19 protein-coding genes and 1 riboswitch are annotated in these 22,182 nt (G+C 69.9%); all 19 genes read right to left on the bottom strand.

The annotated features are described in order from the left end of the window. Positions 1 to 36: 36 nt before the first annotated feature. Positions 37 to 1,455, bottom strand: a complete 1,419-nt coding sequence (gene ahcY / locus bpln_RS00880) for an adenosylhomocysteinase (protein ID WP_042623575.1) — start codon at positions 1,453 to 1,455, stop codon at positions 37 to 39. A gap of 96 nt (positions 1,456 to 1,551) precedes the next feature. Further along, a riboswitch (S-adenosyl-L-homocysteine riboswitch) is annotated at positions 1,552 to 1,621 on the bottom strand. A 119-nt stretch (positions 1,622 to 1,740) separates the two neighbouring features. Next, complete coding sequence (locus bpln_RS00875; RefSeq protein WP_042623574.1) at positions 1,741 to 2,502, bottom strand: RNA polymerase sigma factor FliA; 762 nt, start codon at positions 2,500 to 2,502, stop codon at positions 1,741 to 1,743. Positions 2,503 to 2,526: 24 nt separating this feature from the next. After that, positions 2,527 to 3,339 carry a MinD/ParA family ATP-binding protein gene (locus tag bpln_RS00870; RefSeq protein ID WP_042623573.1) on the bottom strand — a complete coding sequence of 271 codons (813 nt, stop codon included), beginning with the start codon at positions 3,337 to 3,339 and terminating at the stop codon, positions 2,527 to 2,529. Then, on the bottom strand, positions 3,332 to 5,065 hold the full coding sequence (gene flhF, locus bpln_RS00865) for a flagellar biosynthesis GTPase FlhF (protein WP_042623572.1): 1,734 nt from the start codon (positions 5,063 to 5,065) through the stop codon (positions 3,332 to 3,334). Before flhF ends, bpln_RS00870 begins: the two co-directional genes overlap by 8 nt. Further along, positions 5,062 to 7,164 carry a flagellar biosynthesis protein FlhA gene (gene flhA / locus bpln_RS00860; RefSeq protein WP_042623571.1) on the bottom strand — a complete coding sequence of 701 codons (2,103 nt, stop codon included), beginning with the start codon at positions 7,162 to 7,164 and terminating at the stop codon, positions 5,062 to 5,064. Before flhA ends, flhF begins: the two co-directional genes overlap by 4 nt. Further along, a complete protein-coding gene (gene flhB / locus bpln_RS00855) occupies positions 7,161 to 8,387 on the bottom strand; it encodes a flagellar biosynthesis protein FlhB (RefSeq protein WP_042623570.1) in 1,227 nt (408 codons plus the stop codon). The genes flhA and flhB overlap by 4 nt, the downstream gene beginning before the upstream one ends. Before the next feature lie 599 nt (positions 8,388 to 8,986). Next, positions 8,987 to 9,514: a VOC family protein gene (locus bpln_RS00850; protein WP_055137885.1), complete on the bottom strand. Its 528-nt coding sequence runs from the start codon at positions 9,512 to 9,514 to the stop codon at positions 8,987 to 8,989. Positions 9,515 to 9,709: 195 nt separating this feature from the next. After that, on the bottom strand, positions 9,710 to 10,993 hold the full coding sequence (locus bpln_RS00845; RefSeq protein WP_055137884.1) for a DUF3443 domain-containing protein: 1,284 nt from the start codon (positions 10,991 to 10,993) through the stop codon (positions 9,710 to 9,712). Positions 10,994 to 11,009: 16 nt separating this feature from the next. Then, on the bottom strand, positions 11,010 to 11,513 hold the full coding sequence (locus bpln_RS00840) for a DUF2844 domain-containing protein (RefSeq protein ID WP_042623567.1): 504 nt from the start codon (positions 11,511 to 11,513) through the stop codon (positions 11,010 to 11,012). A gap of 347 nt (positions 11,514 to 11,860) precedes the next feature. After that, entirely contained in the window at positions 11,861 to 12,577 is a 717-nt protein-coding gene (gene cheZ / locus bpln_RS00835; protein ID WP_042623566.1) for a protein phosphatase CheZ, read from the bottom strand. Position 12,578: 1 nt separating this feature from the next. After that, complete coding sequence (gene cheY / locus bpln_RS00830; protein ID WP_042626358.1) at positions 12,579 to 12,974, bottom strand: chemotaxis response regulator CheY; 396 nt, start codon at positions 12,972 to 12,974, stop codon at positions 12,579 to 12,581. A gap of 39 nt (positions 12,975 to 13,013) precedes the next feature. Next, complete coding sequence (locus bpln_RS00825) at positions 13,014 to 14,090, bottom strand: protein-glutamate methylesterase/protein-glutamine glutaminase (protein ID WP_082465316.1); 1,077 nt, start codon at positions 14,088 to 14,090, stop codon at positions 13,014 to 13,016. Continuing rightward, on the bottom strand, positions 14,087 to 14,782 hold the full coding sequence (gene cheD / locus bpln_RS00820; protein WP_055137882.1) for a chemoreceptor glutamine deamidase CheD: 696 nt from the start codon (positions 14,780 to 14,782) through the stop codon (positions 14,087 to 14,089). The genes bpln_RS00825 and cheD overlap by 4 nt, the downstream gene beginning before the upstream one ends. Next, positions 14,779 to 15,765 (bottom strand): CheR family methyltransferase, encoded by a 987-nt coding sequence (locus tag bpln_RS00815; protein WP_055137881.1) that lies wholly within the window; start codon positions 15,763 to 15,765, stop codon positions 14,779 to 14,781. The genes cheD and bpln_RS00815 overlap by 4 nt, the downstream gene beginning before the upstream one ends. Positions 15,766 to 15,775: 10 nt before the next feature. Further along, entirely contained in the window at positions 15,776 to 17,767 is a 1,992-nt protein-coding gene (locus bpln_RS00810) for a methyl-accepting chemotaxis protein (protein ID WP_055137880.1), read from the bottom strand. A 25-nt stretch (positions 17,768 to 17,792) separates the two neighbouring features. Continuing rightward, on the bottom strand, positions 17,793 to 18,308 hold the full coding sequence (cheW, locus tag bpln_RS00805) for a chemotaxis protein CheW (RefSeq protein WP_404990972.1): 516 nt from the start codon (positions 18,306 to 18,308) through the stop codon (positions 17,793 to 17,795). Positions 18,309 to 18,360: 52 nt separating this feature from the next. Next, positions 18,361 to 20,634, bottom strand: coding sequence for a chemotaxis protein CheA (gene cheA / locus bpln_RS00800; protein ID WP_042623560.1), 2,274 nt, complete (start codon positions 20,632 to 20,634; stop codon positions 18,361 to 18,363). 68 nt (positions 20,635 to 20,702) lie between these two features. Then, complete coding sequence (locus bpln_RS00795) at positions 20,703 to 21,077, bottom strand: response regulator (protein WP_042623559.1); 375 nt, start codon at positions 21,075 to 21,077, stop codon at positions 20,703 to 20,705. 21 nt (positions 21,078 to 21,098) lie between these two features. Further along, entirely contained in the window at positions 21,099 to 22,169 is a 1,071-nt protein-coding gene (motB, locus tag bpln_RS00790) for a flagellar motor protein MotB (protein WP_042623558.1), read from the bottom strand. Between the last annotated feature and the right edge of the window lie 13 nt (positions 22,170 to 22,182).

Raw genomic sequence — 22,182 nt, 5'->3', positions numbered from 1 at the left:
ACACGTCCGGTCCGGCGCGCGGCGCCGGGCGCGGGATCAGTAACGGTAGTGGTTCGGCTTGAACGGACCGTCCTGCGACACGCCGATGTACGACGCCTGCTCCGGCGACAGCACCGTCAGGTTCGCGCCGATGCGTGCCAGGTGCAGGCGCGCGACCTTCTCGTCGAGGTGCTTCGGCAGCACGTACACCTTGTTCTCGTACTGCTCGCCGCGCACGAACAGCTCGATCTGCGCGAGCGTCTGGTTCGCGAACGAGTTCGACATCACGAACGACGGATGGCCGGTCGCGCAGCCGAGGTTCACGAGGCGGCCTTCGGCCAGCAGGATCACGCGCTTGCCGTCCGGGAAGATGATGTGGTCGACCTGCGGCTTGATGTTTTCCCACTGGTACTGGCGCGTCGACGCGATGTCGATTTCCGAGTCGAAGTGACCGATGTTGCAGACGATCGCGTTGTGGCGCATCGCCTTCATGTGGTCATGGCCGATCACGTGGAAATTGCCGGTGGCCGTCACGAAGATGTCGGCCTTGTCGGCCGCGTACTCCATCGTCACGACGCGGTAGCCTTCCATCGCCGCCTGCAGCGCGCAGATCGGATCGATTTCGGTGACCCACACGGTCGCGCCGAGGCCGCGCAGCGACTGCGCGCAGCCCTTGCCCACGTCGCCGTAGCCGGCCACGACCGCGATCTTGCCCGCGATCATCACATCGGTCGCGCGCTTGATGCCGTCGACGAGCGACTCGCGGCAGCCGTACAGGTTGTCGAACTTCGACTTGGTGACCGAGTCGTTGACGTTGAACGCCGGGAACGGCAGGCGGCCGTCCTTTTCCATCTGGTACAGGCGATGCACGCCGGTGGTGGTTTCTTCGGTCACGCCCTTGATGTGGGCGAGGCGCTTCGAGTACCACTCGCCGTCGGCGTCGAGGTGCGCGGCGATCGACTTGTACAGCGCGACTTCTTCCTCGTTGGTCGGCTTGGCGATCACCGAGCGGTCCTTCTCGGCCTTCGAGCCCAGGATCAGCAGCAGCGTCGCGTCGCCGCCGTCGTCGAGGATCATGTTGGCGAATTCGCCGTTCGGCCATTCGAAGATGCGGTGCGAGTACTCCCAGTACTCGTCGAGCGACTCGCCCTTGAACGCGAACACCGGCGTGCCGGCCTCGACGATCGCGGCGGCCGCGTGATCCTGCGTCGAGAAGATGTTGCACGAGGCCCAGCGCACGTCCGCGCCGAGCGCCTTCAGCGTCTCGATCAGCACGCCGGTCTGGATCGTCATGTGCAGCGAGCCGGCGATGCGCGCGCCCTTGAGCGGCTGCGATGCCTTGTATTCGTCGCGGATCTGCATCAGGCCGGGCATCTCGGTCTCGGCGATGGTCAGTTCCTTGCGGCCCCATGCGGCCAGCGCGAGGTCGGCGACGATGTAGTCCTGCGAAGCTTTCGGGTCGATAACGGCGTTCATCACGCCCTCCTTTCTAATCAAAGATTGGTGACGTGAGCGCCGTTCAGAAAGCGGGAAGCCGGACCGGCGCGGCGAATCGTGCGATTCGCGCTGCCTGCCGGGCCACCGCCTGGTGAAGATTTCCGAGCCTGGCGGGCCGGTGCCCGTCGCAACGCTCCTCGGAAACGAGCTCGGATTGTAGCAAAGTGTCGGGAAGAATTCCCGCGCGCGATGCGGGCGCAAGCCTGCTGGTGCGTGCCGATTAAGGAGCGGAGCCGAATTTCCGGCGCGCGCCGCGCGCGGCCCTCAGTGTTCGGCGCCCACCCAGGCCTGTTCGCGCAGCCGCGCGCGCAGGCGCGCCACGGCCTGGCTGTGGAGCTGGCACACGCGCGACTCGCTGACTTCGAGCACGGCGCCGATCTCGCGCAGGTTCAGGCCGCGCTCGTAGTAGAGCGACATCAGCAGCTTCTCGCGCTCGGGCAGGCGGTCGATCGCCTCGACCAGCGCCGCGCGCAGGTGCTCGTCGAGCAGCGCGGACAGCGGATCCGAGTGGTCGACGCGGTAGCGGTCGAGGAACGGCTCGTCGTCGGCCGAGCGGTCGAAATCCTCGTAATAGATCAGCTGGCTGCCGTGCAGGTCCTGCAGCATCGACTGGAAGTCGGTGAGCGGCATTTCCAGGTGGGTGGCGATCTCGCTCTCGTTGGCCGAACGCCCCAGCCGCTGCTCGACCTGATGGATGGCCTGCTCGACCTCGCGCGAGGTCTTGCGCAGGCTGCGCGGCAGCCAGTCGTTGCTGCGCAGTTCGTCGAGCATCGCGCCGCGGATGCGCTGCGTCGCGTAGGTCTCGAACTGCGCGCCCTGATCTTCCTTGTAGCGGCTCGCCGCGTCGAGCAGGCCGATCATGCCGGCCTGGATCAGGTCGTCGAGATCGACGCTCGCGGGCATCTTCGCGACGAGTTGCAGGCCGAGCCGGCGCACCAGCGGCGCGTATTTCGCGAGCACTTCGGCCTGCCCCATCCCGGCCTCGCCCATCGCGGACGTGGACAGCTTTCCTTGAGCGTTGTACATCGGCTCCCTCCTGAGTGCCTTGGGTCAAACGGCGTGCGCCGCGCCCCGTTCGACTGCCGGATGTCCGGCAAAGGCCCGTCCGGCGGGATTCGTCGGACGCATCGGCCAGTACAGCAGGTCCGACGCGATCTGCCGGTAGTCGCGCGCGGCGGCCGACGACGGGAACGCATCGACCACGGTATGCACGAGTTCGCGCGCGCGCGGCACCAGCGGATCGGCGCTCACGTAGCCGCCCTCGGCCAGCGCCACCGTCAGGTAGCGGCCGGCCACGCCCGCCAGGTTCTCGTAGGCGGCGCGCGCGTCGGACTCGCTCTGCACGTGGTTGACCAGCACGCGGAACTGCGCGAGCGCGTGCGCGTAATGGAGCCGCTTCATGCAGGCATAGGCCTCCGTGATCGCGGAGCCGGCTACGCGCGTCACGATCAGCACGTCGTGAGCGGCACGCGCAAGAGCGGAGAGCGCGCCGTTCGCGTCGCGCTGGGCGTCGACGAGCACGATGTCCGCGGCGCCTTCCAGATAGGCGGCGAGGCGTTCATCGTCGTAGCCGTCGCGCGCGAGATCGGCGGCGACGCAAAGGGAGAAACCGGCTTCGTGGCGCACCGTGTTGCCGGTACGCAGCCACGCGCTGCCGAGCGTCGCGGCGGCCGAATCGGCGTCGTTGCGCTCGTCGACGACGAGCACGTCCTTGCCGAGCGCGGCGAGCGCGGCGGCCAGGTTGACGACGGCCGAGGTGCAGCCGACCCCGGTGGGGCCGCCCGTCACCGCGACGATCCGGGTCGCGCGGCCGGCCAGCAACCGCCGCAGTCCTTCAGCCTGATCGGTGATTCGTTTATCCAAAGTAGACCTCGTGATGTCCGGAACCCGGACGGCCGCCAGCCAGGGCCGACAGCATGCCGGGCAGATCGTCTTCGAGCGGCACGAACGGCGAGCCGTCTCGCGGTACACAGAACGCGCTCTTCAGCAGGAACTTGCGCGTCGCCACGTAAAGGTTCTCCGGCACCTTCTGGCCGGTCGACACGTAATGCACCGGCAGCTGGTAGCGGATCACGGTGTCGAGCACGCCGCCGAGGTTGGTGGCCTCGTCGAGCTTGGTCAGGATGCAACCGGCCAGGTCGGGCTGATCGGAGCCGCGATAGGCCTGCACCACCTCGTTGAGCGTATCGCCATGGCTGGTGGCCGCGAGCAGCAGCAGGCGCTGCACGCGCGCGTCGGCGCCCTGCAGCATCGCGATCTGGTCGGAGACGGTGCGGTCGCGCTGGCTCATGCCGATCGTGTCGATCAGCACGATGTGCTTGTTGCGCAGCTCGGAGAGCGCCAGCTGCAGGTCGCCGCCGTCCTTCACGGCATGCACCGGCACGCCGAGGATCCGGCCGAAGATGCGCAGCTGCTCGTGGCCGCCGATCCGGTAGCTGTCGGTGGTCAGCAGCGCGACCTTGCTGGCGCCGAAGCGCATCACGCAGCGCGCGGCCAGCTTCGCCGTGGTGGTGGTCTTGCCGACGCCGGTCGGGCCCATCAGCGCGAACACGCCGCCGCGCTCCATCAGCGCGTCCTCGCTGTCGAGCACCGGCAGGTTGCCGGCCAGCACCGATTCGGCCCAGTCGCAGGCGCCGTCGAAGCTGCCCGCCGAGACGTCGGCCGGCAGGTTGTCGACCACCGTGCGCACCAGCTGCGCCGAGAAGCCGGCCGCGAACAGCCGCTTGGTCAGCGCGCCGTGCAGCGGCGTGCGGCGCTGGCGGTCGTTCCACATCAGGCCGGCGAACTGCTCTTCCATCATGCCGCGCATCGCGCTCAGCTCGTGCATCACCGTCTCGTTGACGATGCGCTCGATGCGCGCGTTGACCTCGTCGGCCAGCGTGGCGGACACGCCGGCACGTTCGGCCAGCTTCGGCGCCGCGGCCGTGGCGGCGGCGGCGCGCGCGACGCCCGCCTCGGCGGACTGGCGCGCGGCCACGTTGCGCACGATGTCGCGCGCCCACTCGGGCGGCTCGCTGTCGCCGCGCGCGGCCAGCGGGGCGGCCGGCGCGATCGGGCTCGCGGCGGCCGGGAACGCCTCGCTGCGCGGCGCCGGCGAGACCAGCGCCTCGTGCTGGCGCGTCAGGCGTCGCGCGTGCTCGACGAGCCACGGCGCGGGGGCCGACGGCGCGGCCGGTTGGTCCTGCGCGGGCGCGGCGGCGACGGTGGCGGCCGGCAGCTCGCCGTCGTCGAGCAGTTCGTCGTCGTTGGCGTCGGGCGCGCCCGGCTCGGCGCTCGCGCCGAACACCGACGAGAACACGTCGGGCAGACCACCCGAGGCATACGGATTGTTCGGCGCGGCGGCGCGCGGCATGCCGGTCACGGCGCTCGCCGGACGGGTCGCGGGCGGTAACGCGCGCATGCTGCCGGCGGCGGCAACGGGCGCCTTCGGCGCCAGCGCGGCGAGCTCGGCGTCCGCGAGGGCGACGATCTCGACCGAGCCGTCGTCGAGCGTGCGGTTCGACAGCACGACGGCATCGCCGCCGAGCGCCTCGCGCACCAGACGCAGCGCGTCGCGGCTCGTTGGGCCGGTGAATTTGCGGATGTTCAAGCGTTACCCCCGATGACGTTCGTGACTTTGATCGTGCGTGTCTCCGGCACTTCGGCGTAAGACAGCACCTTCAATTGCGGCAGGCTGCGGCGCAGGAAGCGCGCGAGCATCGCGCGCAGCGCATGCTGCACCAGCAGCACGGGCGGCAGCCCCATGTTCTGCTGCCGCAGCATCGCTTCCTGCGTGCCCATCAGCAGCGTCTGCGCGAGTCCGGGCTCGAGGCCCGGGTTCGCGCCAGTGGCGAGCGCCTGCGACAGCACGCGCTCGAGATTCGAATCCAGACCCATCACCTGCATCTCGCCCGCGCCCGGATACCACTGCTGGGTAATCGCGCGGCCCAGCGCCAGACGCACGGCGGCGGTCAGGTCGTAGGGATCGGTGATGCGGCCGGCCTGCTCGGAGACCGCCTCGATGATGGTGCGCATGTCGCGGATCGGCACGCCTTCCTCGAGCAGGTTCTGCAGCACGCGCTGCAGCGTGGTCAGCGACACCGTCTTCGGCACCAGGTCCTCGATCAGCGACGGCGCATCGCGGCCGGTGCGCTCCAGCAGCGCCTGCACTTCCTGACGGCCGAGCAGCTCGGCGGCGTGCTGCACCACCAGGTGGTTCAGGTGGGTCGCCACCACGGTGCTGGCGTCCACCACCGTGTAGCCGTACACCTGCGCCTGCTCGCGCTGCGAGACGTCGATCCAGACCGCCGGCAGGCCGAACGCCGGATCGCGCGTCTGCGCGCCGGGCAGCGCGGCCGTGACCTGGCCCGGATTGATCGCGAGCCACTGGCCCGGATAGGCGTCGCCGGTGCCGACTTCCACGCCCTTGAGCGCGATCCGGTAGCCGTTCGGGCGCAGTTCGAGGTTGTCGCGGATATGGATCACCGGCGGCAGGAAGCCGATTTCCTGCGCGAACTTCTTGCGGATGCTCTTGATCCGCTTGAGCAGTTCGCCGTCGCCGCTCGACTCGACCAGCGGGATCAGCCGGTAGCCGACCTCGAGCCCGAGCGGATCGATCAGCGTGACGTCTTCCCAGGTCGCTTCGTGGCTGTCGGCCGGCAGCGCGGCGGGCGGGGCGATCTCGGTGACCGCGCCCATCGCGCGACGGGTGGCCTCGCGGCGGCGCATGGTGCGCGCCAGCCAGATCGCGCTGCCGCCGAGCAGCAGGAACGCGAAGTGAGGCATGTTCGGGATCAGGCCCATCATCACGATGATGGTGCCGGTGATGGTCAGCACGCGCGGGTTGGTGAACAGCTGGCCCGTGATCTGCGTGCCGATGTCCTCCTCGGTGGCCACCCGCGAGACGATCACGCCGGCCGCGGTCGAGATCACCAGCGACGGGATCTGCGCGACCAGGCCGTCGCCGATCGTCAGCAGCGTGTAGTTCTTGCCGGCCGCGGCGAAGCTCATGTCGTGCTGGACGATGCCGACGATCAACCCGCCGATCACGTTGATCGCCATGATGATGAGGCCCGCGATCGCGTCGCCGCGCACGAACTTCGAGGCACCGTCCATCGAGCCGTAGAACTCGGCTTCCTGCGCCACCGACACGCGCCGCTTGCGCGCCTGCTCCTCGTTGATGAGGCCGGCGTTGAGGTCGGCGTCGATCGCCATCTGCTTGCCGGGCATCGCGTCGAGCGTGAAGCGCGCCGACACCTCGGCGATCCGCCCCGCGCCCTTGGTGATCACCATGAAGTTGATGATCATCAGGATGATGAACACGACGATGCCGACCGCGAAGTTGCCGCCCACCAGGAAGTGGCCGAACGCCTCGATCACCTGGCCGGCCGCGTCGGGGCCGGTGTGGCCCTCGAGCAGCACCACGCGCGTGGAGGCCACGTTCAGCGACAGCCGCAGCAGCGTGGAGAACAGCAGCACGCTCGGGAACGCCGCGAAGTCGAGCGGCTTCGTGGTGTACATGCTGACCAGCAGCACCATCACCGACAGCGCGATGTTGAACGTGAACAGCAGATCCAGCAGCATCGGCGGCAGCGGCAGGATCATCATGCCGAGGATCATGCAGATCAGGATCGGCCCGGCCAGCGCGCGCAGGTTGGCGGCGTCGAAGCGACCCGCGAGCTTGCTGGAGAGTCCGGACGGCGTGCTCATGCGGCACCTCCTTCGTTACGTGCGTCGCGGCCCGCCGCGCGCTGGCCGAGCACCTCGGCGGCTTCCCGCAGTTCTTCCTCGCCGTCGACCTCGGCGCCCTTGTCGAGCTCGGGCGGCACGTCCAGATCGACCGGCTCGGCCGGGAACGCCCCGCCCTCGCTGCGGAAGCGCTTGAGCTGGTAGACCCACGCCAGCACCTCGGCGACGGCCGAATAAAGCGAGCCCGGGATCTCGCGCTCGAGGTCCACGTTGTGATAGAGGGCGCGCGCGAGCGGCGGCGCCTCGAGGATCGGCACGCGGTGCTCCTCGGCCAGCTCGCGGATCCGCGCGGCCACCAGATTCACGCCCTTGGCGATCACCTTCGGGGCGCGCATCTCGCCGTCGGTATAGCGCAGCGCGACCGCGAAGTGGGTCGGATTGGTGACCACCACGTCGGCCTTCGGCACGTTGGTCATCATCCGGCGGCGCGCCATCGCGCGCTGCTGCTGGCGAATCCGGCCCTTCACGTGCGGATCGCCCTCGCTCTCGCGATGCTCGCGCTTCACTTCTTCCTTCGTCATGCGCAGCTTCTTGTTGTACTGCCAGATCTGGTACGGCACGTCCATGGCGGCCACCACCAGCATGCCCGCCACCGTCATGCCGCAGCACACGGCCACCAGATGCATGGTGTCGGCCAGCGCCTCGTGCAGCGGCAGCTTGAGCAGGCCGAGCATTTCGTCGTGGTTGCGCCAGATCGTGGCGGCGCCGATGCCGCCGACGATCACCGTCTTGGCCAGCGCCATGCCGAGCTGGATCACGCCCTGCGGCGAGAAGATCCGGCCCAGGCCCGAGATCGGGTCGAGCCGGTCGAACTTGAAGCCGATCGCCTTGGACGAGAGCAGCCAGCCGCCCAGCGCGACCGGTGCGGCGAGCGCGGCCAGGCCGGTCAGCGCCAGCACCGGCGCCAGCGCGGAGAGCCCTTCCATGCCGGCGCGGCCGGCGCCCGTCAGCATCTGGTGGGTGTCGAAGGCGGTCGCGTGGTCGAACGCGAGCGAGCCGCGCAGCATCGTGCGCAGGTGTTCGCCGATCGGACCGGACAGCAGCCATGCCCCGTAGAAGCCGGCGGCGAGCAGCGCGAACGAGGCGAGTTCGCGCGAGCGCGCGACCTGCCCTTCCTCGCGCGCCTTTTCACGGCGCCGGGGAGTGGCCTCTTCGGTTTTCTCGAGATCGCTGTCCTCTGCCACTGCAGCCTCCGGACGGAGACGGCGGGATGCCGTTTCCAGTACAGCGATTATTGATGGAGCGCGCCAGCGGCGATCGGTCGAGGAAAGCGGGGAAACGGGGGTATTTCCGACGATCGGGGTACGGCGCGGCGGTAAAAACGACGTGGCGCGGTAGCGTGGGCGTGGGCCGGCGTGGCGCGGAGGCGGCGTGGCGGCGGGCTGGAGACGGGGTGGAAAGGCACGGCCGACGGGTGAGCGGCGGGAGCTTGCGGGAGGCCGCGGAGACGGCGGCGAGGGTGGCGTCACGGGCGACGCGGATCGCGTGCGCCGCACGCCCCGGGTCGCGGCGGAATCAGCGGCCGGCGCCGGAAAGAAACCCGGCAGCGGCCCCGGAGGCTGGTGCCGGGCGGCGAGGCCGCGCTCTGATGCGGTTCGGCGGCAGGATCGTCCGGCGCGGCGCCATGCGCCACCCCTGGCCGGGCGTAGCGGCCGCCGCAACGGCGGCGGGAGACGGCACCCGCCTCGAATGAGCCGACGGCGCCGACGGCGACAGCAGCCCTGGGAACGCGCCGCCCTCACCGCCCTCACCGCCCCTCACCGCCTTTTGCCCCTGCCTGCCCTCACGCCTGCCCGGCCGCCGCGCGTTCGAGCGCCGCCAGGTCGAGCTTCCTCATCGTCATCAGCGCGCCCATCACGCGGGCCGCCTGCGCCGCGTCGGCCTCGCCGAGCAGTGCCGGCAGCTGCACCGGCACGATCTGCCACGACACGCCGAAGCGGTCCTTGAGCCAGCCGCATTGCTGGGTGCTCTCGTCGCTGCCGTCGCCGAGGCTCGTCCAGTAGCGGTCGATCTCGTCCTGCGAGCGGCAGTTGACGACGAACGACACGGCCGGGGTGATCCGGAACACCGGCCCTCCGTTGATCGCCGAGAAGGCCTGCCCGGCCAGCTCGAACGCCACCGTCATCACCGTGCCCTCCGGCTGGCCGGCCGCGCGGGCGCCCTCCCTGCCATAGCGGGCGATCCGCGTGATGCGCGAATTGTCGAACACCGATACGTAGAAATTCGCCGCGGCCTCGGCCTCGTGGTCGAACCACAGGAACGGCGTGATCCGCTGGATCGACGGCAGGACCGTCGCAGTCGTCTGATGCATCGCGTGCCTCCGGGTATGCGCGCGCCGGGACGGACGGCGCACGGCGCCGCGCCGCGCCGCCGACGCGGCCGAACCCCGATGATAGGCGCCGCGCGCCGGGTGCGCCCGCCACGAAAAAGGGCATGACCATCCGGCCCCAGCGGGCCGGGCGATCATGCCCCGGGCAGGCGCGGGCGGCCCGCGGGCCGCGCCGCGTCAGAGCGCGACGAACGGCGTCTGCGTGCCGCCGATGCTGCGCTGGTCGATCCCGAAGTAGACGGTGCGGCCGAAGAAGTGCGGCAGCCCGAAGTCGAGCGTCGAACTCTGGCCGAACGGCCCGCCCAGGTTCGCGATCGCGAACGCGCCGGTGTTGAACAGCGTCTGCGCGTTGGCGATGGTGAACGCGAGGCTCAGGTTGTTGCTGCCGTCGGTGAGCGTTGCCGTCAGGTTCACGTTCGTGGTCGGGCAGTAGAACGAGGTGTTGCGGCTGCAGGTCGGCAGCGACGCGCCGCCGGTGCTGTCGAAGAAATAGGCGTTCGAGCCGGTGTCGAAGAACGCCGTCGAGATCGCGCGGCCCTGGAACGTGCCGGTCAGGTCGCCCGCCGTGGTGGTGGTGAGCCGCGTGACGCCGCTCGGCAGCGCGCTCGGCACGCCGAGCGTGAGCACGCCGGTGGCGGTGCCGCCGCTCGGTGCGTTGAGCTGCACCGATACGCCGTTGTTGTTGCTCGGCAGGCGCGCCACCGGGTTCGCGACCTGCGCGTTCAGCGCCACCGTGGTGGCCGCGCAGGTGCCGCCCGACGGGCACGAGTAGTAGTTGCTGAAGGTGGTCGACGACACGCACGAGATGCCGCAATCGAACGGCGCCTGACCGACGCCGAGAATGCCGTTCGCGCCGAGCGCCTCGACCGTGTTCGCCGAGGTGCCGCCGTTCGAGCAGCTGGTCGGCACGCTCGAGGTGGCGAGGTCGCCGATGATCTGCACCGGCAGCGCGCTCGCGGTGAGCCCGCCGATGGTCACGTCGGCCTGGCGCACCGAGCCCCAGGTGAAGCTCGACACGAACTGCCCGCATTCGGCCAGCGCGCCGCCGTTCGAGGCGGTCTGCGCCGGCAGGTTGCCGAGCACGCCGGAAGCGGCCGTGCCGACGAGGCGCAGCCCGTACGAGGCGGTGTCGAGCAGCACGTTGTCGATGGTCTGGCAGGTGGCGGTGCCGGGCGCGCACACCTTGACGCTCACGCTCGGCATGTTGATGACGTTCTGCACGCCCGCGTTGACGACGATCGGCACCTGGCCGTTGCTGCCGGTGTCGCCGCTGCCGGAACTGGTGCTGCCGGAGCCGGAGCCGGAGCCCGAGCTGGAGCCGTTGCTGCCGACCGTCGACTGCCCGCTGCCGCCGGCGCTGCTGCTGTCGTCGCCACCGCCGCCGCAGGCGACCAGCATTGCCGTGATCGCGACCAGGCTCAGCGCGCCGAGCCAGCGAAGAGGATTCGATGAGGTACGCAAGATGGAGCCCCCGGGGTCACTGGATATCGTTGCCGGTCACGCCGGCCGGCAGCGCCGCCGGCAGCCAGGCCTGGCCGACGAAGGCGCCCATGTGGCCGCCCGCGTGGACCACCAGCGAGCCGGAATCGACGGCGATCGGCGCGCGCAGGCCGTGCGCGGCGTGCGAGGCCTCGACGCCGGACAGGTATTGCGGCAGGTAGGCGCCGAGCAGCGCCGCCAGATCGGGCTTGGTCGGACCTTGCCAGGCAAAGCCGAACACGGTGCCGTTCGCGCCCAGGTACTCGCGGATCACGGTGCCGGACCCGAGCGTGGTCTCGCGCACCGTGTAGGCGCCGCCGGCGGTGCTGCCGGAACCGGCGAGCTGCGCGCTGGCGTTGATCGAGGGTGACAGGGTGCGAACCACCGCGGCGGTGTCGCCGGCCGGCGGCGGCGTGGGCGCGCCGCCGAGTTCCGCGAACGCGCTGGCCGCGCAGCCCGCCGCCAGCAGGCCGACGGCCCATTTCGCGGCCAGGCCGCGCATCTTCTGTGTCGATTTCAATCCGTCACCTTTCCTGAGCGACGCCGCGGCACGCGCCGCGGCCGCCGCGATCCAGCACCGGCCCGTCTCGCCGGCCGACGGCCGGGGAGCGGGAAGTTCGATGGCTAGTATGCCTTCGACGTGCGTCAAAAACCAACCGGAAAACAGCGGAGGTAAGGAATGGTCACGAAGCGCCGGCCGGCCGCCCGAAAACAGGGGCGGCCCCGGGGACAAGACCGGGGAAGCCCAGGGCCGGCGCGGGATCGACTCCGGATCGACGCGAGGCCGGCATGGCGCCGACGGCCCGGACCACGAGGTCCCGGGCCGCCGGCCACGCCGGCCGGGCGCCCTCAGAAGCCGAGGCTGGCGAGCAGGTCGTCGACCTGCGCCTGGTCCTGCACCACGTCGGCCCGGCCTTCGGGCGCGATCTGCGGGCCGTTCAGCAGCGTTTCGGGCGTGGCCTCGGAAGCCAGCGCGGCGGCGTTCGCGGCGAACTGCTCGCGGCGCTCCGGCGCGATGTTGTCGACCAGCACGCCGAGCAGCTGCTGCTCGATCATGTAGACCATGTCCATGATCTTCTTGATCACCTGACCGGTCAGATCCTGGAAATCCTGCGCGAGCATGATTTCGAGCAGCTGGGCGTTGGTCGCCGAGGTCGCCTCGGGCAGCGTGCCGAGGAACGAACGCGTGTCGTCCATCAGTTCGCGCACCTCGGTCCGCTCGATCGGTGCGCGGTACCAGGCCTCCCAGCGCGCGTCGAGCGCCTCGGCCTCGGCCTGCATGCGCTCCTGCACCGGCTTGGCGACTTCGATCGCGGTCAGCACGCGCTCGGCGGCCTGTTCGGTCATGGCCGCGACGTAGCGCAGCCGGTCGCGCGCATCGGGCACCGCCTGGGCGGCCTGCTCGACGTGCTTGTCGAGCCCGAGCTCGCGCATCGAATCGCGCAGCGTGCGGGTGAGCTGGCCGATTCTTGCAAGAATCCGGTCGCTCGTCAGATCCGCGCCGTCCGCGGAAGCTTCGGCGGGAGAATCGGCGCCGGCCAGCGCAGCATGAATCGGCTCATCCATCTCAGCTCCCCGTCTTCGCCATCTTTTCAAGAATCTTGTTCAATTTTTCGTCGAGCGTCGCCGCGGTGAACGGCTTCACGACGTAACCGCTCGCACCCGCCTGGGCGGCCGCGATGATGTTCTCCTTCTTCGACTCGGCCGTCACCATCAGCACCGGCAGGTGCGACAGGGCGGCGTCGGCGCGGATCTCCTTGAGCATCGCCAGACCGTCGAGATTCGGCATGTTCCAGTCCGAGATCACGAAGTCGAAGCCGCCGCCCTTCAGGCGCGCGAGCCCGGCGGCACCATCCTCGGCCTCGTCCACGTTGCCGTAGCCGAGTTCCTTGAGCAGGTTGCGAACGATCCGGCGCATCGTCGGAAAGTCGTCCACAACCAGAATTTTCATGTTCTTGTCCATCACCATTCCTCTACAAAATTCAGTCATCCGGCGGCGCCGTCAGACGCGCTGCACCCGCTCGCCCATCGAGGCCAGCACGCGCCGGCTCATTTCCGAGAGCGGCACCACCTCGTCGGCGCCGCCGAGCGCGATCGCCTCGCGCGGCATGCCGAACACCACGCAGCTCGCCTCGTCCTGCGCGAACGTGTGGGCGCCCGCGCGCTTCATTTCGAGCAGGCCGGCCGCGCCGTCGCGGCCCATGCCGGTCAGGATCACGCCGATTGCATTCTTGCCCGCGTGCGTCGCGGCCGAGCGGAACAGCACGTCCACCGACGGGCGGTGCCGGTTCACCGGCGGCTCGTCCGACAGGTGCGCGAGGTAGTTCGCGCCGCTGCGGGCAAGCAACAAATGTGCGTGCCCGGGCGCGATGTACGCATGTCCCGGCAGCACCCGCTCGCCGTGTTCGGCCTCCTTCACCGCGATCCGGCACAGCGTGTTCAGGCGTTGCGCGAACGACTTGGTGAAACCGGGCGGCATGTGCTGCGCGATCAGCACCGCGGGCGCATCGGGCGGCAGCGGCACCAGCAGTTCGCGAATCGCCTCGGTGCCGCCCGTCGACGCGCCGACGATCAGCAGTTTCTCGGTACTGACGAGCGGATTGTTCATCAGCGGCGCGCCCGCGTGGCCGCCCGCCGAGGCCGGCCGGGCCGGCGCCGCCTGCCGCACGCGCGCGCGCGCGGCCGCGCGGATCTTGTCGGCCAGCCGTTCCGAATAATCGAGCATGCCGTCGCGAATCCCGACCCGCGGTTTCGTGACAAAATCAACCGCGCCGAGCTCCAGCGCGCGCAGCGTGATCTCGGAGCCGCGCTCGGTCAGAGACGATACCATCACCACCGGCATCGGACGCAAGCGCATCAGGCGTTCGAGGAAATCGAGCCCGTCCATGCGGGGCATTTCGACGTCGAGCGTCAGCACGTCCGGGTTGTGCTGCTTGATCAGTTCGCGCGCGACGAGCGGGTCCGGTGCCGTTGCCACCACCGTCATGTCGGGCTGTCCATTGATGATCTCGGTCATCAGACTGCGGATCAGCGCCGAATCGTCGACGCACAATACCTTGATTTTCTGCACGGTGCTCAGGCCTCCTGCTTTTTTGTTCCGGCCGCGGCCGATGAGCCGAACAGTTCGACGCGCGGCTTCGGCGACGCCGGCGCGGAAAACAGTTCGACATGGGCGCGCGCACGTTGCGCGCGGGCGGCTTTCGCGTCGGCAGCCGACCGGGCGAGCTCGGCTTCGCGCTCCGCCACGCCGGGTACCGACAGCCGCAGTTTCTTGACCATCGCCTGGCCGGTGCGGGGCATGAACGCGACCTTGCGCGGATGCACGCCCTGCAGATCCTCGGCGGCGATGCGGATCTTCTCGAGCGCCAGGTAGCGGCGCACGAAATCGGCGTTGCGATCGCCGATGTTGATGGTGGTCATGCCCGCCAGCACGGCCGCGCCGCCGAACACCTTGGCCTCGAAGCGCTCGCGCCGCCCGCCCGCCTTGATCAGTTCGTTGATCAGCACTTCCATCGCGTAGGCGCCGTAGCGCATCGAGTCGGACGCGGTGGCGCGCACGTCGGCGCCGTCGTCGGGCAGCATGAAGTGGTTCATGCCGCCGAGCCCGGCGAACGGGTCGTGCAGGCAGGCGGCCACGCACGAGCCGAGCACGGTGACGAGCACCATGTCCTCGCGCGTGGTGAAGAACTCGTTCGGCAGCAGCTTCACGCCGGGACGGCCGAAGTGGTTGTCGAAATAGTGGTTGGTCGCGATCGGCAGTGCGGCGCTCATGCGTCCTCCCCGGCCAGGCTCGGCGCGGCATCGGCGGCGCCGGCCGGCGCCTCGGCGGCAGGCCGCGCACGCGGGCGCGCCGTGCCGGCCGGACCCGCGTCGCGCGTGCGCTCGTAGACGGTCTGGCCGCGCAGCCGGAACGCCTGCGTCACGTAGGAGAAATTCTCCGAATGGCCGGCGAACAGCAGGCCGCCCGGCTTGAGCAGCGGCTCGAAGCGCGTCAGCACCTGGGCCTGGGTCGGCTTGTCGAAGTAGATCATCACGTTACGGCAGAAGATCACGTCGAAGCTCTGGCTGCTGATGCCGTAGTCGGCGTCGGTCAGGTTCAGCGGCTCGAAGCGGATCATCTGCTTGAGCTCGGGGCGCACCTTCACGCGCCCCGCCTGCGGGCCGGTGCCCTTCAGGAAGAAGCGGCGCAGCCGCTCCTGCGAGAGGTGCTTGACCTGGTCGAACGTGTAGACGCCCGCACGCGCCTTCTCGAGCACCTGGGTATCGAGGTCGGTCGCGAGGATCGTCGCCGAGCGCGCGGCCGACGGGCCGAGCGCCTCGAGCAGCGTGATCGCGATCGTGTACGGCTCCTCGCCGGTGGAGGCCGCCGAGCACCAGACCGAGACCGGCGTGGCGCGCGTCTTCACGAACTCCGCGAGGATCGGGAAGTGGTGCGCCTCGCGGAAGAACGCGGTCAGGTTGGTGGTCAGCGCGTTGGTGAACGCCTCCCACTCCACCGGATCGTTGTCGCGTTCGAGCCGGTCGAGGTAGTCGCGGAAACTGTCGAGGCCGAGCGTGCGCAGCCGCCGCGCGAGCCGGCTGTAGGCCATGTCGCGCTTGTGATCGGACAGCGAAATGCCCGCGCGCCGGTGGATCAGCGCGCGGATTCGCGCGAAGTCCTCACCGGTGAATGCGAAATCACGGCCGGCCTCCGTCGTGCGGGACGGCGACGACGGAAGCTCGAGTCGGGATGCGGGGCGGGCGGCGGCGTTCATCGCGGATGGCTCAGAAGGTTTCCCAGTCGTCGTCGGAACCGGCCGAGGCGGTCACCGCCGGCTTCGGCTCGCCGCCGAGCGCCGGGCGCTTCAGCGCGCCGCCGTCGGTGGCCGCTTTGGCCGTGCGCGGCGCATAGGCCGACTTCGCGGCGGCGCCGGCCGACACGGCCGCGCCACCGCTGCGGGCGGTGCCGGCCGCCGGACGGCGCGGCGTCTTCGCCCTGGCGGCAACCGGTTCGGCCGGCGCGGCGGTCGGCGTGGCGTCCGGTTCGGCCGATGCGTGTTCCTTCGCCGAATCCGAAGCCGGCGCGGCATGGCCGGCATGCGCCGTCGCGGCGGCTGCCGACGCCGCGTGCTTGACGGGCGCGGCCGGCTTCGACGGACGCACCGGCTGCGGAGCCGGTGCGCGCAGCACCGGTTCGGCCGCGGCCTGCGCAAGCGCGGCGGTGCCGCCCTCCACGCGCCAGCCCGCGACCACGCCCTTCAGCTGGCGCGTCTGGTCCTCGAGCGAGGCGGCGGCGGCCGCGGCCTGCTCGACGAGCGCCGCGTTCTGCTGCGTGACGGCATCCATCTGGCCGACCGCGCGGTTGATCTGCTCGATGCCGGTGGACTGCTCGTGCGACGCGGCGCTGATCTCGCCGATGATGTCGGTCACGCGGCGCACCGCCTGCACGATCTCGGCCATCGTGTCGCCGGCGCGGCCGACCAGCTCGGAGCCGCTCTTGACGTTGTCGGCCGAGTCGCCGATCAACTGCTTGATTTCCTTGGCGGCGCTGGCGCTGCGCTGCGCGAGCGAGCGCACCTCGCCGGCCACCACCGCGAAGCCGCGGCCCTGCTCGCCGGCCCGCGCCGCCTCCACGGCCGCGTTCAGCGCCAGGATGTTGGTCTGGAACGCGATGCCTTCGATGGTGCCGATGATGTCGACCACCTTGTTCGAGCTGACCGAGATCGCCTGCATGGTCGTGACGACCTCGCTGACCACCTGGCCGCCGCGCGTGGCGATGTCCGACGCGTTGACGGCCAGCTGGCTCGCCTGGCGCGCGTTCTCGGCGTTCTGGCGCACGGTGCCGGTCAGCTGCTCCATGCTGGAGGCGGTTTCCTGCAGCGAGGCGGCCTGCTGCTCGGTGCGCTGCGAGAGATCCACGTTGCCGGTGGCGATCTCGTGCGCGCCGACGTCGATCGACTCGGCGCCGCGATGCACGGACTTCACCATCTCGGTCATCGCCTTCTGCATCCGGCCGATGCCGCCGAACAGGCGGCCGATCTCGTTGGTGCCGTGCTCGCGCACGCGCTCGGACAGGTCGCCCGCGGCGATCCGCTCGAACTGGCCGATGGCGCGCTCGAGCGGCCCGACGATCAGCCGGCGCAGCGTGACGCGCACGCCGAACACCATCAGGAACGCGAGACCGATGCCGACCGCGATGCAGGTGGTCATCAGCGCGATCTGCCGCTGGGTGTTCTCGCGGTGCGAGCCCACCCGCTTCACCAGCACGTCGAGCACCGACGCCACGGCGCCGTCGTAGGCCACGAACATCGGGCTGATCTGCGCGTCGGCGATCGCGTGGTAAGCGGCGATGTCGCCGCCCTTGATCGCGGCGAACTCGGAATCGACGGCGGCCGTGAGCGCGCTGTGGCGCGTGGCGACCTCGTCGGCCAGCGTGCTGTCCACGCCCACCTTCTTCGCGTCCTGGAACGCCTGCCAGTTCTTGGCCGAGGTGTCATACAGCGCCAGCGCGCGGTTCAGCGCGCTCTGCGTTTCCTCGACGTTGCCGGACTCCGTCAGCGCGCGCACCCGATCGAGCGCGACGCGCGTGCGCAGCAGATAGGACGAGGTGTCGCTGAGCGCATGGATGGCCGGCATGTCGCCGCCCACGATCTCGTCGAGCGCGCCGCCCGTGTGCTTCAGCGCGACGAGGCCGAGCCCGCCGACCACGGCGGTAAGAAGCACGAACGACATGCTGACCGCGGTCAGCGTCGTACGGATCGACCAGTTCTGCAGCATCTTCAGTCTCCCCCGGAGGCGCCGTTCAGGCGCGGAACTCGTCGATGAGGGCCATCTCGCGGCTCGTCATCAGCTTTTCGATGTCCATCAGGATCAGCATCCGGCCGTCCACGGTGCCGAGGCCCGTCAGGTACTCGGTGGTCAGCGTCGCGCCGAACTCCGGCGCCGGCATGACCTGGTCGGGGGTCAGCGTCAGCACGTCGGACACGCCGTCCACCACCATCCCGACCACGCGATGCGCGACGTTCAGGATGATCACCACCGTCTGGTGGTCGTAGTCGATGCGCCCGAGATGGAACTTGATGCGCATGTCGACGATCGGCACGATGATGCCGCGCAGGTTGATCACGCCCTTGATGAACTCGGGGGCGTTGGCGATCCGCGTGACGCTGTCGTAGCCGCGGATTTCCTGCACCTTCAGGATGTCGATACCGTATTCCTCGTCGCCGAGCGTGAAGACGAGGAACTCCTGACCGGCCGCATCGGCTTGCGCGGCGTCGCGGCGGTTGCTGGCGCCCGCGCCCGCGGCCGCCGTTTGCATCGAATGGACTTCGGACACGTTGTCCTCCAGTGCGGCCGAAGCCGCGTGACGGTTAGAAAGTCGCGAGCGCGCCCGCGCCATGGGCGGTGCGGGCGTCGCGGTTGAGGGCGGCCACGTCGACGATCAGCGCCACGCTGCCGTCGCCGAGAATGGTCGCGGCGGAAATGCCGTGTACCTTGCGATAGTTGGTCTCGAGGTTCTTCACCACCACCTGCTGCTGGCCCACCAGCTCGTCGATCAGCATCGCGAAACGGCGCCCCTCGGTCTCCATGATGGTGACGATGCCCTGGGTCGGGTCGGTACGTGCGTCGCACACCGAGAAGACTTCATGCAGCGCCACCAGCGGCAGGTATTCGCCGCGCACGCGCACCACGCGTTCGCCGTTGCCGACCGTGTAGATGTCGGCGGCGGCCGGCTGCAGCGACTCCATCACGAAGTTCAGCGGCAGGATGAAGATCTCGTTGCCGACCTTGACGGACATGCCGTCGAGGATCGCCAGCGTGAGCGGCAGCACGATGCGCGTGGTGGTGCCGCGCCCGGCCGTCGACGAGATCTCGACATGGCCGCCCATCGACTGGATGTTTCGCTTGACCACGTCCATGCCGACGCCGCGGCCCGACACGTCGGTGATGGTCTCGGCAGTCGAGAAGCCCGGCGCGAAGATCAGGTTCCAGACTTCCTCGTCGCTGATCGTGTCGGACACCGGGATGCCCTGCTGCGCGGCCTTCTTCAGGATCCGCTCGCGGTTCAGGCCGGCCCCGTCGTCGCTGACCTCGATCACGATGTTGCCGCCGTGGTGCGCGGCCGACAGCACCAGCTGGCCGACCGCGTCCTTGCCCGCCGCGCGGCGGCGCTCGACCGTTTCGATGCCATGGTCGAGGCTGTTGCGCACGAGGTGGGTGAGCGGATCGATGATGCGTTCGATCAGGCTCTTGTCGAGTTCGGTCGCCTGGCCGAACGTGACCAGCTCCACTTCCTTGCCGAGCTTCGCGGCCAGGTCGCGCACGAGGCGCGGGAAGCGGCTGAACACGTAGTCCATCGGCATCATGCGGATCGACATCACCGCTTCCTGCAGGTCGCGCGCGTTGCGCTCGAGCTGCGCCATGCCGTTGAACAGGCGGTCGTGCAGCGCCGGGTCGAACGCGTTGGCGGTCTCGGCCAGCATCGCCTGCGTGATCACGAGTTCGCCGACCAGGTTGATCAGCTGGTCGACCTTCTCCACGCCGACGCGGATCGAACTGCCCTCGGCGCCGGCCGCGGCCGGATGCGCGCGGGCGCGGCGGTCTTCCGCCTGGGCGGCCGGCTTGGCCGCGTCGCCGTCGGCGTGCGCCGCGGCCGGTGCCGCCGCGGGTGCCGCGGCCGGGGCCGCCGCCGGCGCGCTGGCCGCGGCCGGGCGGGCCTCGGCGGCCGGTGCCGGCGCGTCGTCGTGTTCGTCATGCGCGTCGTGTTCGTCGACCGCGCCGAGGATCTCGGCCGGCCCGCCCGCGCCCGGCGCGGTGCCGCGGCCGATCGCGATCTGGCTCTCGTCGATCACGAAGCAGAGCACGGCGACGATATCGTCGGACGGCACGTCGCTCTCGAGCCACAGCGTCAGCGCATCGCCCGATTCGCTGCGCTCGACGATGTTGCCCAGGTTGCCGAGTTCCTCGACCAGCAGTTCGCGGTCCTTGGCGTCCACCCCGGTCAGCACGACCTTCAGGTGCGGGCCTTCCTGCGCGCCGCCTTCGGCCTCGCCGCCTTCGGCGCCCGGATGAGCGGCCTCCACGGCCTGCGTCACGACGTGCTCGGGCGCGCCGCCCGTGGCCGAATCGAATTCGGCCGCGGCAGCCGCGAACGCGCTTTCGAGATCGGTGTCCGAGTCAGGCTCCGAGGCAGCGGCCGGGGCGGCCGCCACCGGCGCCGGCGCGGCGGCGGCCGGCGCGGCACCGCCGCCGAGCGCCTCCTTCAGCAGCGATTCGAGCTTGGCGCAGATCGCCGCCGCGGCGGCCGCGTCCGGCTCGGCGCTCGCGCGGTAGTCGGCCAGCTGCTCCGAGAGCACGTCCTTGGTCTCGAGGAACGCGTCGATCATCGGCACGGTCAGCGTGATCTCGTGATTGCGCGCGCGATCGAGCAGCGATTCGAGGATGTGGGTGGTGTCGGTCAGGGCCGCGAAACCGAAGGTCGCCGCGCCGCCCTTGATCGAATGGGCCGCGCGGAAAATCGCGGCGAGGTCCTCCGGGTCCGGCGAGCCGGCGTCCAGACCGAGCAGCAGCTGCTCCATCTGCGCGAGCAGCTCGTCGGCCTCGTCGAAGAACGTCTGATAGAACTGGGTAATGTCGAGAGTCATGCCGGATCCACGTCGAAGTCGTCGTTTGGGCGTCGTGTTGGGGGGCGGTCGGCCGCTTGCCGGCGACGCTACGGATGGCTCGGCGCCAGCGCGGCGACGAGGTCGAGTAGCGTGTCCGGTTCGAGCGGTTTCTCGATCCAGCCCGTGGCGCCCGCGTCACGCGCGGCCGCCTTGAATGTGTCACTGCTCTCCGTCGTCAGCACCAGGATCGGCGTCTGCCGGTACGTGCCCCGCGTGCGCAGCGTGCGGATCACGTCGAGCCCGTTCTTGCCCGGCATGTGATGGTCGGTCACCACCAGGTCGAAGGCGATCGCCGCCGCGAGCTCCAGCGCGTGCTCGCCGTCGGCCGCCACGGTCACGTCGTAACCGGCGTCGGCGAGCGTCACCTGCAACAGCCCGCGCATGGTCGCGGAATCGTCGATGGCGAGGATGGAGCGGATCATGTCGTTCGGTCCGTAATCACGTCAGTGGGCGGCGGGCCGCGCCGGCGCCACCGCCGGGGCAGGCGCCATCACCGGCGCAGGCATGGCCACCGGGGCGGGCGCGCCCGACGTCGCCGGCTTCGCGGGCCTGGCCGGCGAGGTGATCTGCGCCAGCGCCTGCGATCCGGCCGCGTCGTTCGACAGCGTCGTCGTGTTCGCGTCGTCGCGCATCAGCGCGACTTCCGACTTGTGGTTCAACACCAGGATGCTGATCCGGCGGTTCTCCGGATCGAGCGGATCGGCCTTGTTCAGGTTCTGCGTCGAGGCCAGGCCCGTCACGCGCAGCACCTTCGCTTCGTCCATGCCGCCCGAGATCAGCTCGCGTCGCGACGCGTTCGCGCGGTCCGCCGACAGCTCCCAGTTGCTGTAGCCCTTCTCGCCGCCCGCGTAAGGCACGGCGTCGGTATGGCCCTGCATCACGATGCGGTTCGGCACGTCGTTGAGGGTCTTGCCGATCTCGCGCAGGATGTCGCGCATGTAGGGCTCGACCTGGTTGCTCGCCGTGGCGAACATCGGGCGCTTCTGCGTGTCGACGATCTCGATGCGCAACCCCGACAGCGTCGAGTCGATGCGGATCTGCTGCTTGAACTGGCGCAGCACCGGGTTCGCCTCGATGGCGGCCATCAGCTTGATCTGCAGGTCGTGCAGCCGCGCCTGCTCGGCGCGATCCTGCGAACCCGGATCGGTGTCGTGTTCGTCGTCGCGGCCGTTCTGCGACAGGCGGTTGGCCAGCATGGTGGTGCCGTCGGTGCGGCGCGTGGTGCCGGCGTCGCTGCGCGTGATGTCCGAGCCGCCGCCCTGGATGATGCTCGAGTCGTGCGAGCTGCGGTCGCCGTTGCCGAACAGCGCAGCCTTCAGCGGCGTATTGAAATAGTCGGCGATGCCCTTCAGCTGCACCGGCGTGACGGCCGACAGCAGCCACATCAGCAGGAAGAACGCCATCATCGCGGTCATGAAGTCCGCGTAGGCGAGCTTCCAGGCACCGCCGTGGTGTCCTTTCTTCGCCGGCGCGACCCGCTTGACGACGATCGCGCGATCCTTGCCCTTGCTCATCGCCGGCCGCTCC

The sequence above is a fragment of the Burkholderia plantarii genome (assembly GCF_001411805.1).
Classification (GTDB): domain Bacteria; phylum Pseudomonadota; class Gammaproteobacteria; order Burkholderiales; family Burkholderiaceae; genus Burkholderia; species Burkholderia plantarii.
This window is presented reverse-complemented; position numbering and strand designations above follow the sequence as displayed.

Excerpts from the sequence above, each read along its gene's own strand:
- ahcY (WP_042623575.1), bottom strand. The coding sequence starts at position 1,455 with ATGAACGCCGTTATCGACCCGAAAGCTTCGCAGGACTACATCGTCGCC.
- bpln_RS00875 (WP_042623574.1), bottom strand. The coding sequence starts at position 2,502 with ATGTACAACGCTCAAGGAAAGCTGTCCACGTCCGCGATGGGCGAGGCC.
- flhA (WP_042623571.1), bottom strand. The coding sequence starts at position 7,164 with ATGAGCACGCCGTCCGGACTCTCCAGCAAGCTCGCGGGTCGCTTCGAC.
- bpln_RS00850 (WP_055137885.1), bottom strand. The coding sequence starts at position 9,514 with ATGCATCAGACGACTGCGACGGTCCTGCCGTCGATCCAGCGGATCACG.
- bpln_RS00840 (WP_042623567.1), bottom strand. The coding sequence starts at position 11,513 with ATGCGCGGCCTGGCCGCGAAATGGGCCGTCGGCCTGCTGGCGGCGGGC.
- cheZ (WP_042623566.1), bottom strand. The coding sequence starts at position 12,577 with ATGGATGAGCCGATTCATGCTGCGCTGGCCGGCGCCGATTCTCCCGCC.
- cheY (WP_042626358.1), bottom strand. The coding sequence starts at position 12,974 with ATGGACAAGAACATGAAAATTCTGGTTGTGGACGACTTTCCGACGATG.
- cheD (WP_055137882.1), bottom strand. The coding sequence starts at position 14,782 with ATGAGCGCCGCACTGCCGATCGCGACCAACCACTATTTCGACAACCAC.
- bpln_RS00815 (WP_055137881.1), bottom strand. The coding sequence starts at position 15,765 with ATGAACGCCGCCGCCCGCCCCGCATCCCGACTCGAGCTTCCGTCGTCG.
- bpln_RS00810 (WP_055137880.1), bottom strand. The coding sequence starts at position 17,767 with ATGCTGCAGAACTGGTCGATCCGTACGACGCTGACCGCGGTCAGCATG.
- cheW (WP_404990972.1), bottom strand. The coding sequence starts at position 18,308 with ATGCAAACGGCGGCCGCGGGCGCGGGCGCCAGCAACCGCCGCGACGCC.
- cheA (WP_042623560.1), bottom strand. The coding sequence starts at position 20,634 with ATGACTCTCGACATTACCCAGTTCTATCAGACGTTCTTCGACGAGGCC.
- bpln_RS00795 (WP_042623559.1), bottom strand. The coding sequence starts at position 21,077 with ATGATCCGCTCCATCCTCGCCATCGACGATTCCGCGACCATGCGCGGG.
- motB (WP_042623558.1), bottom strand. The coding sequence starts at position 22,169 with ATGAGCAAGGGCAAGGATCGCGCGATCGTCGTCAAGCGGGTCGCGCCG.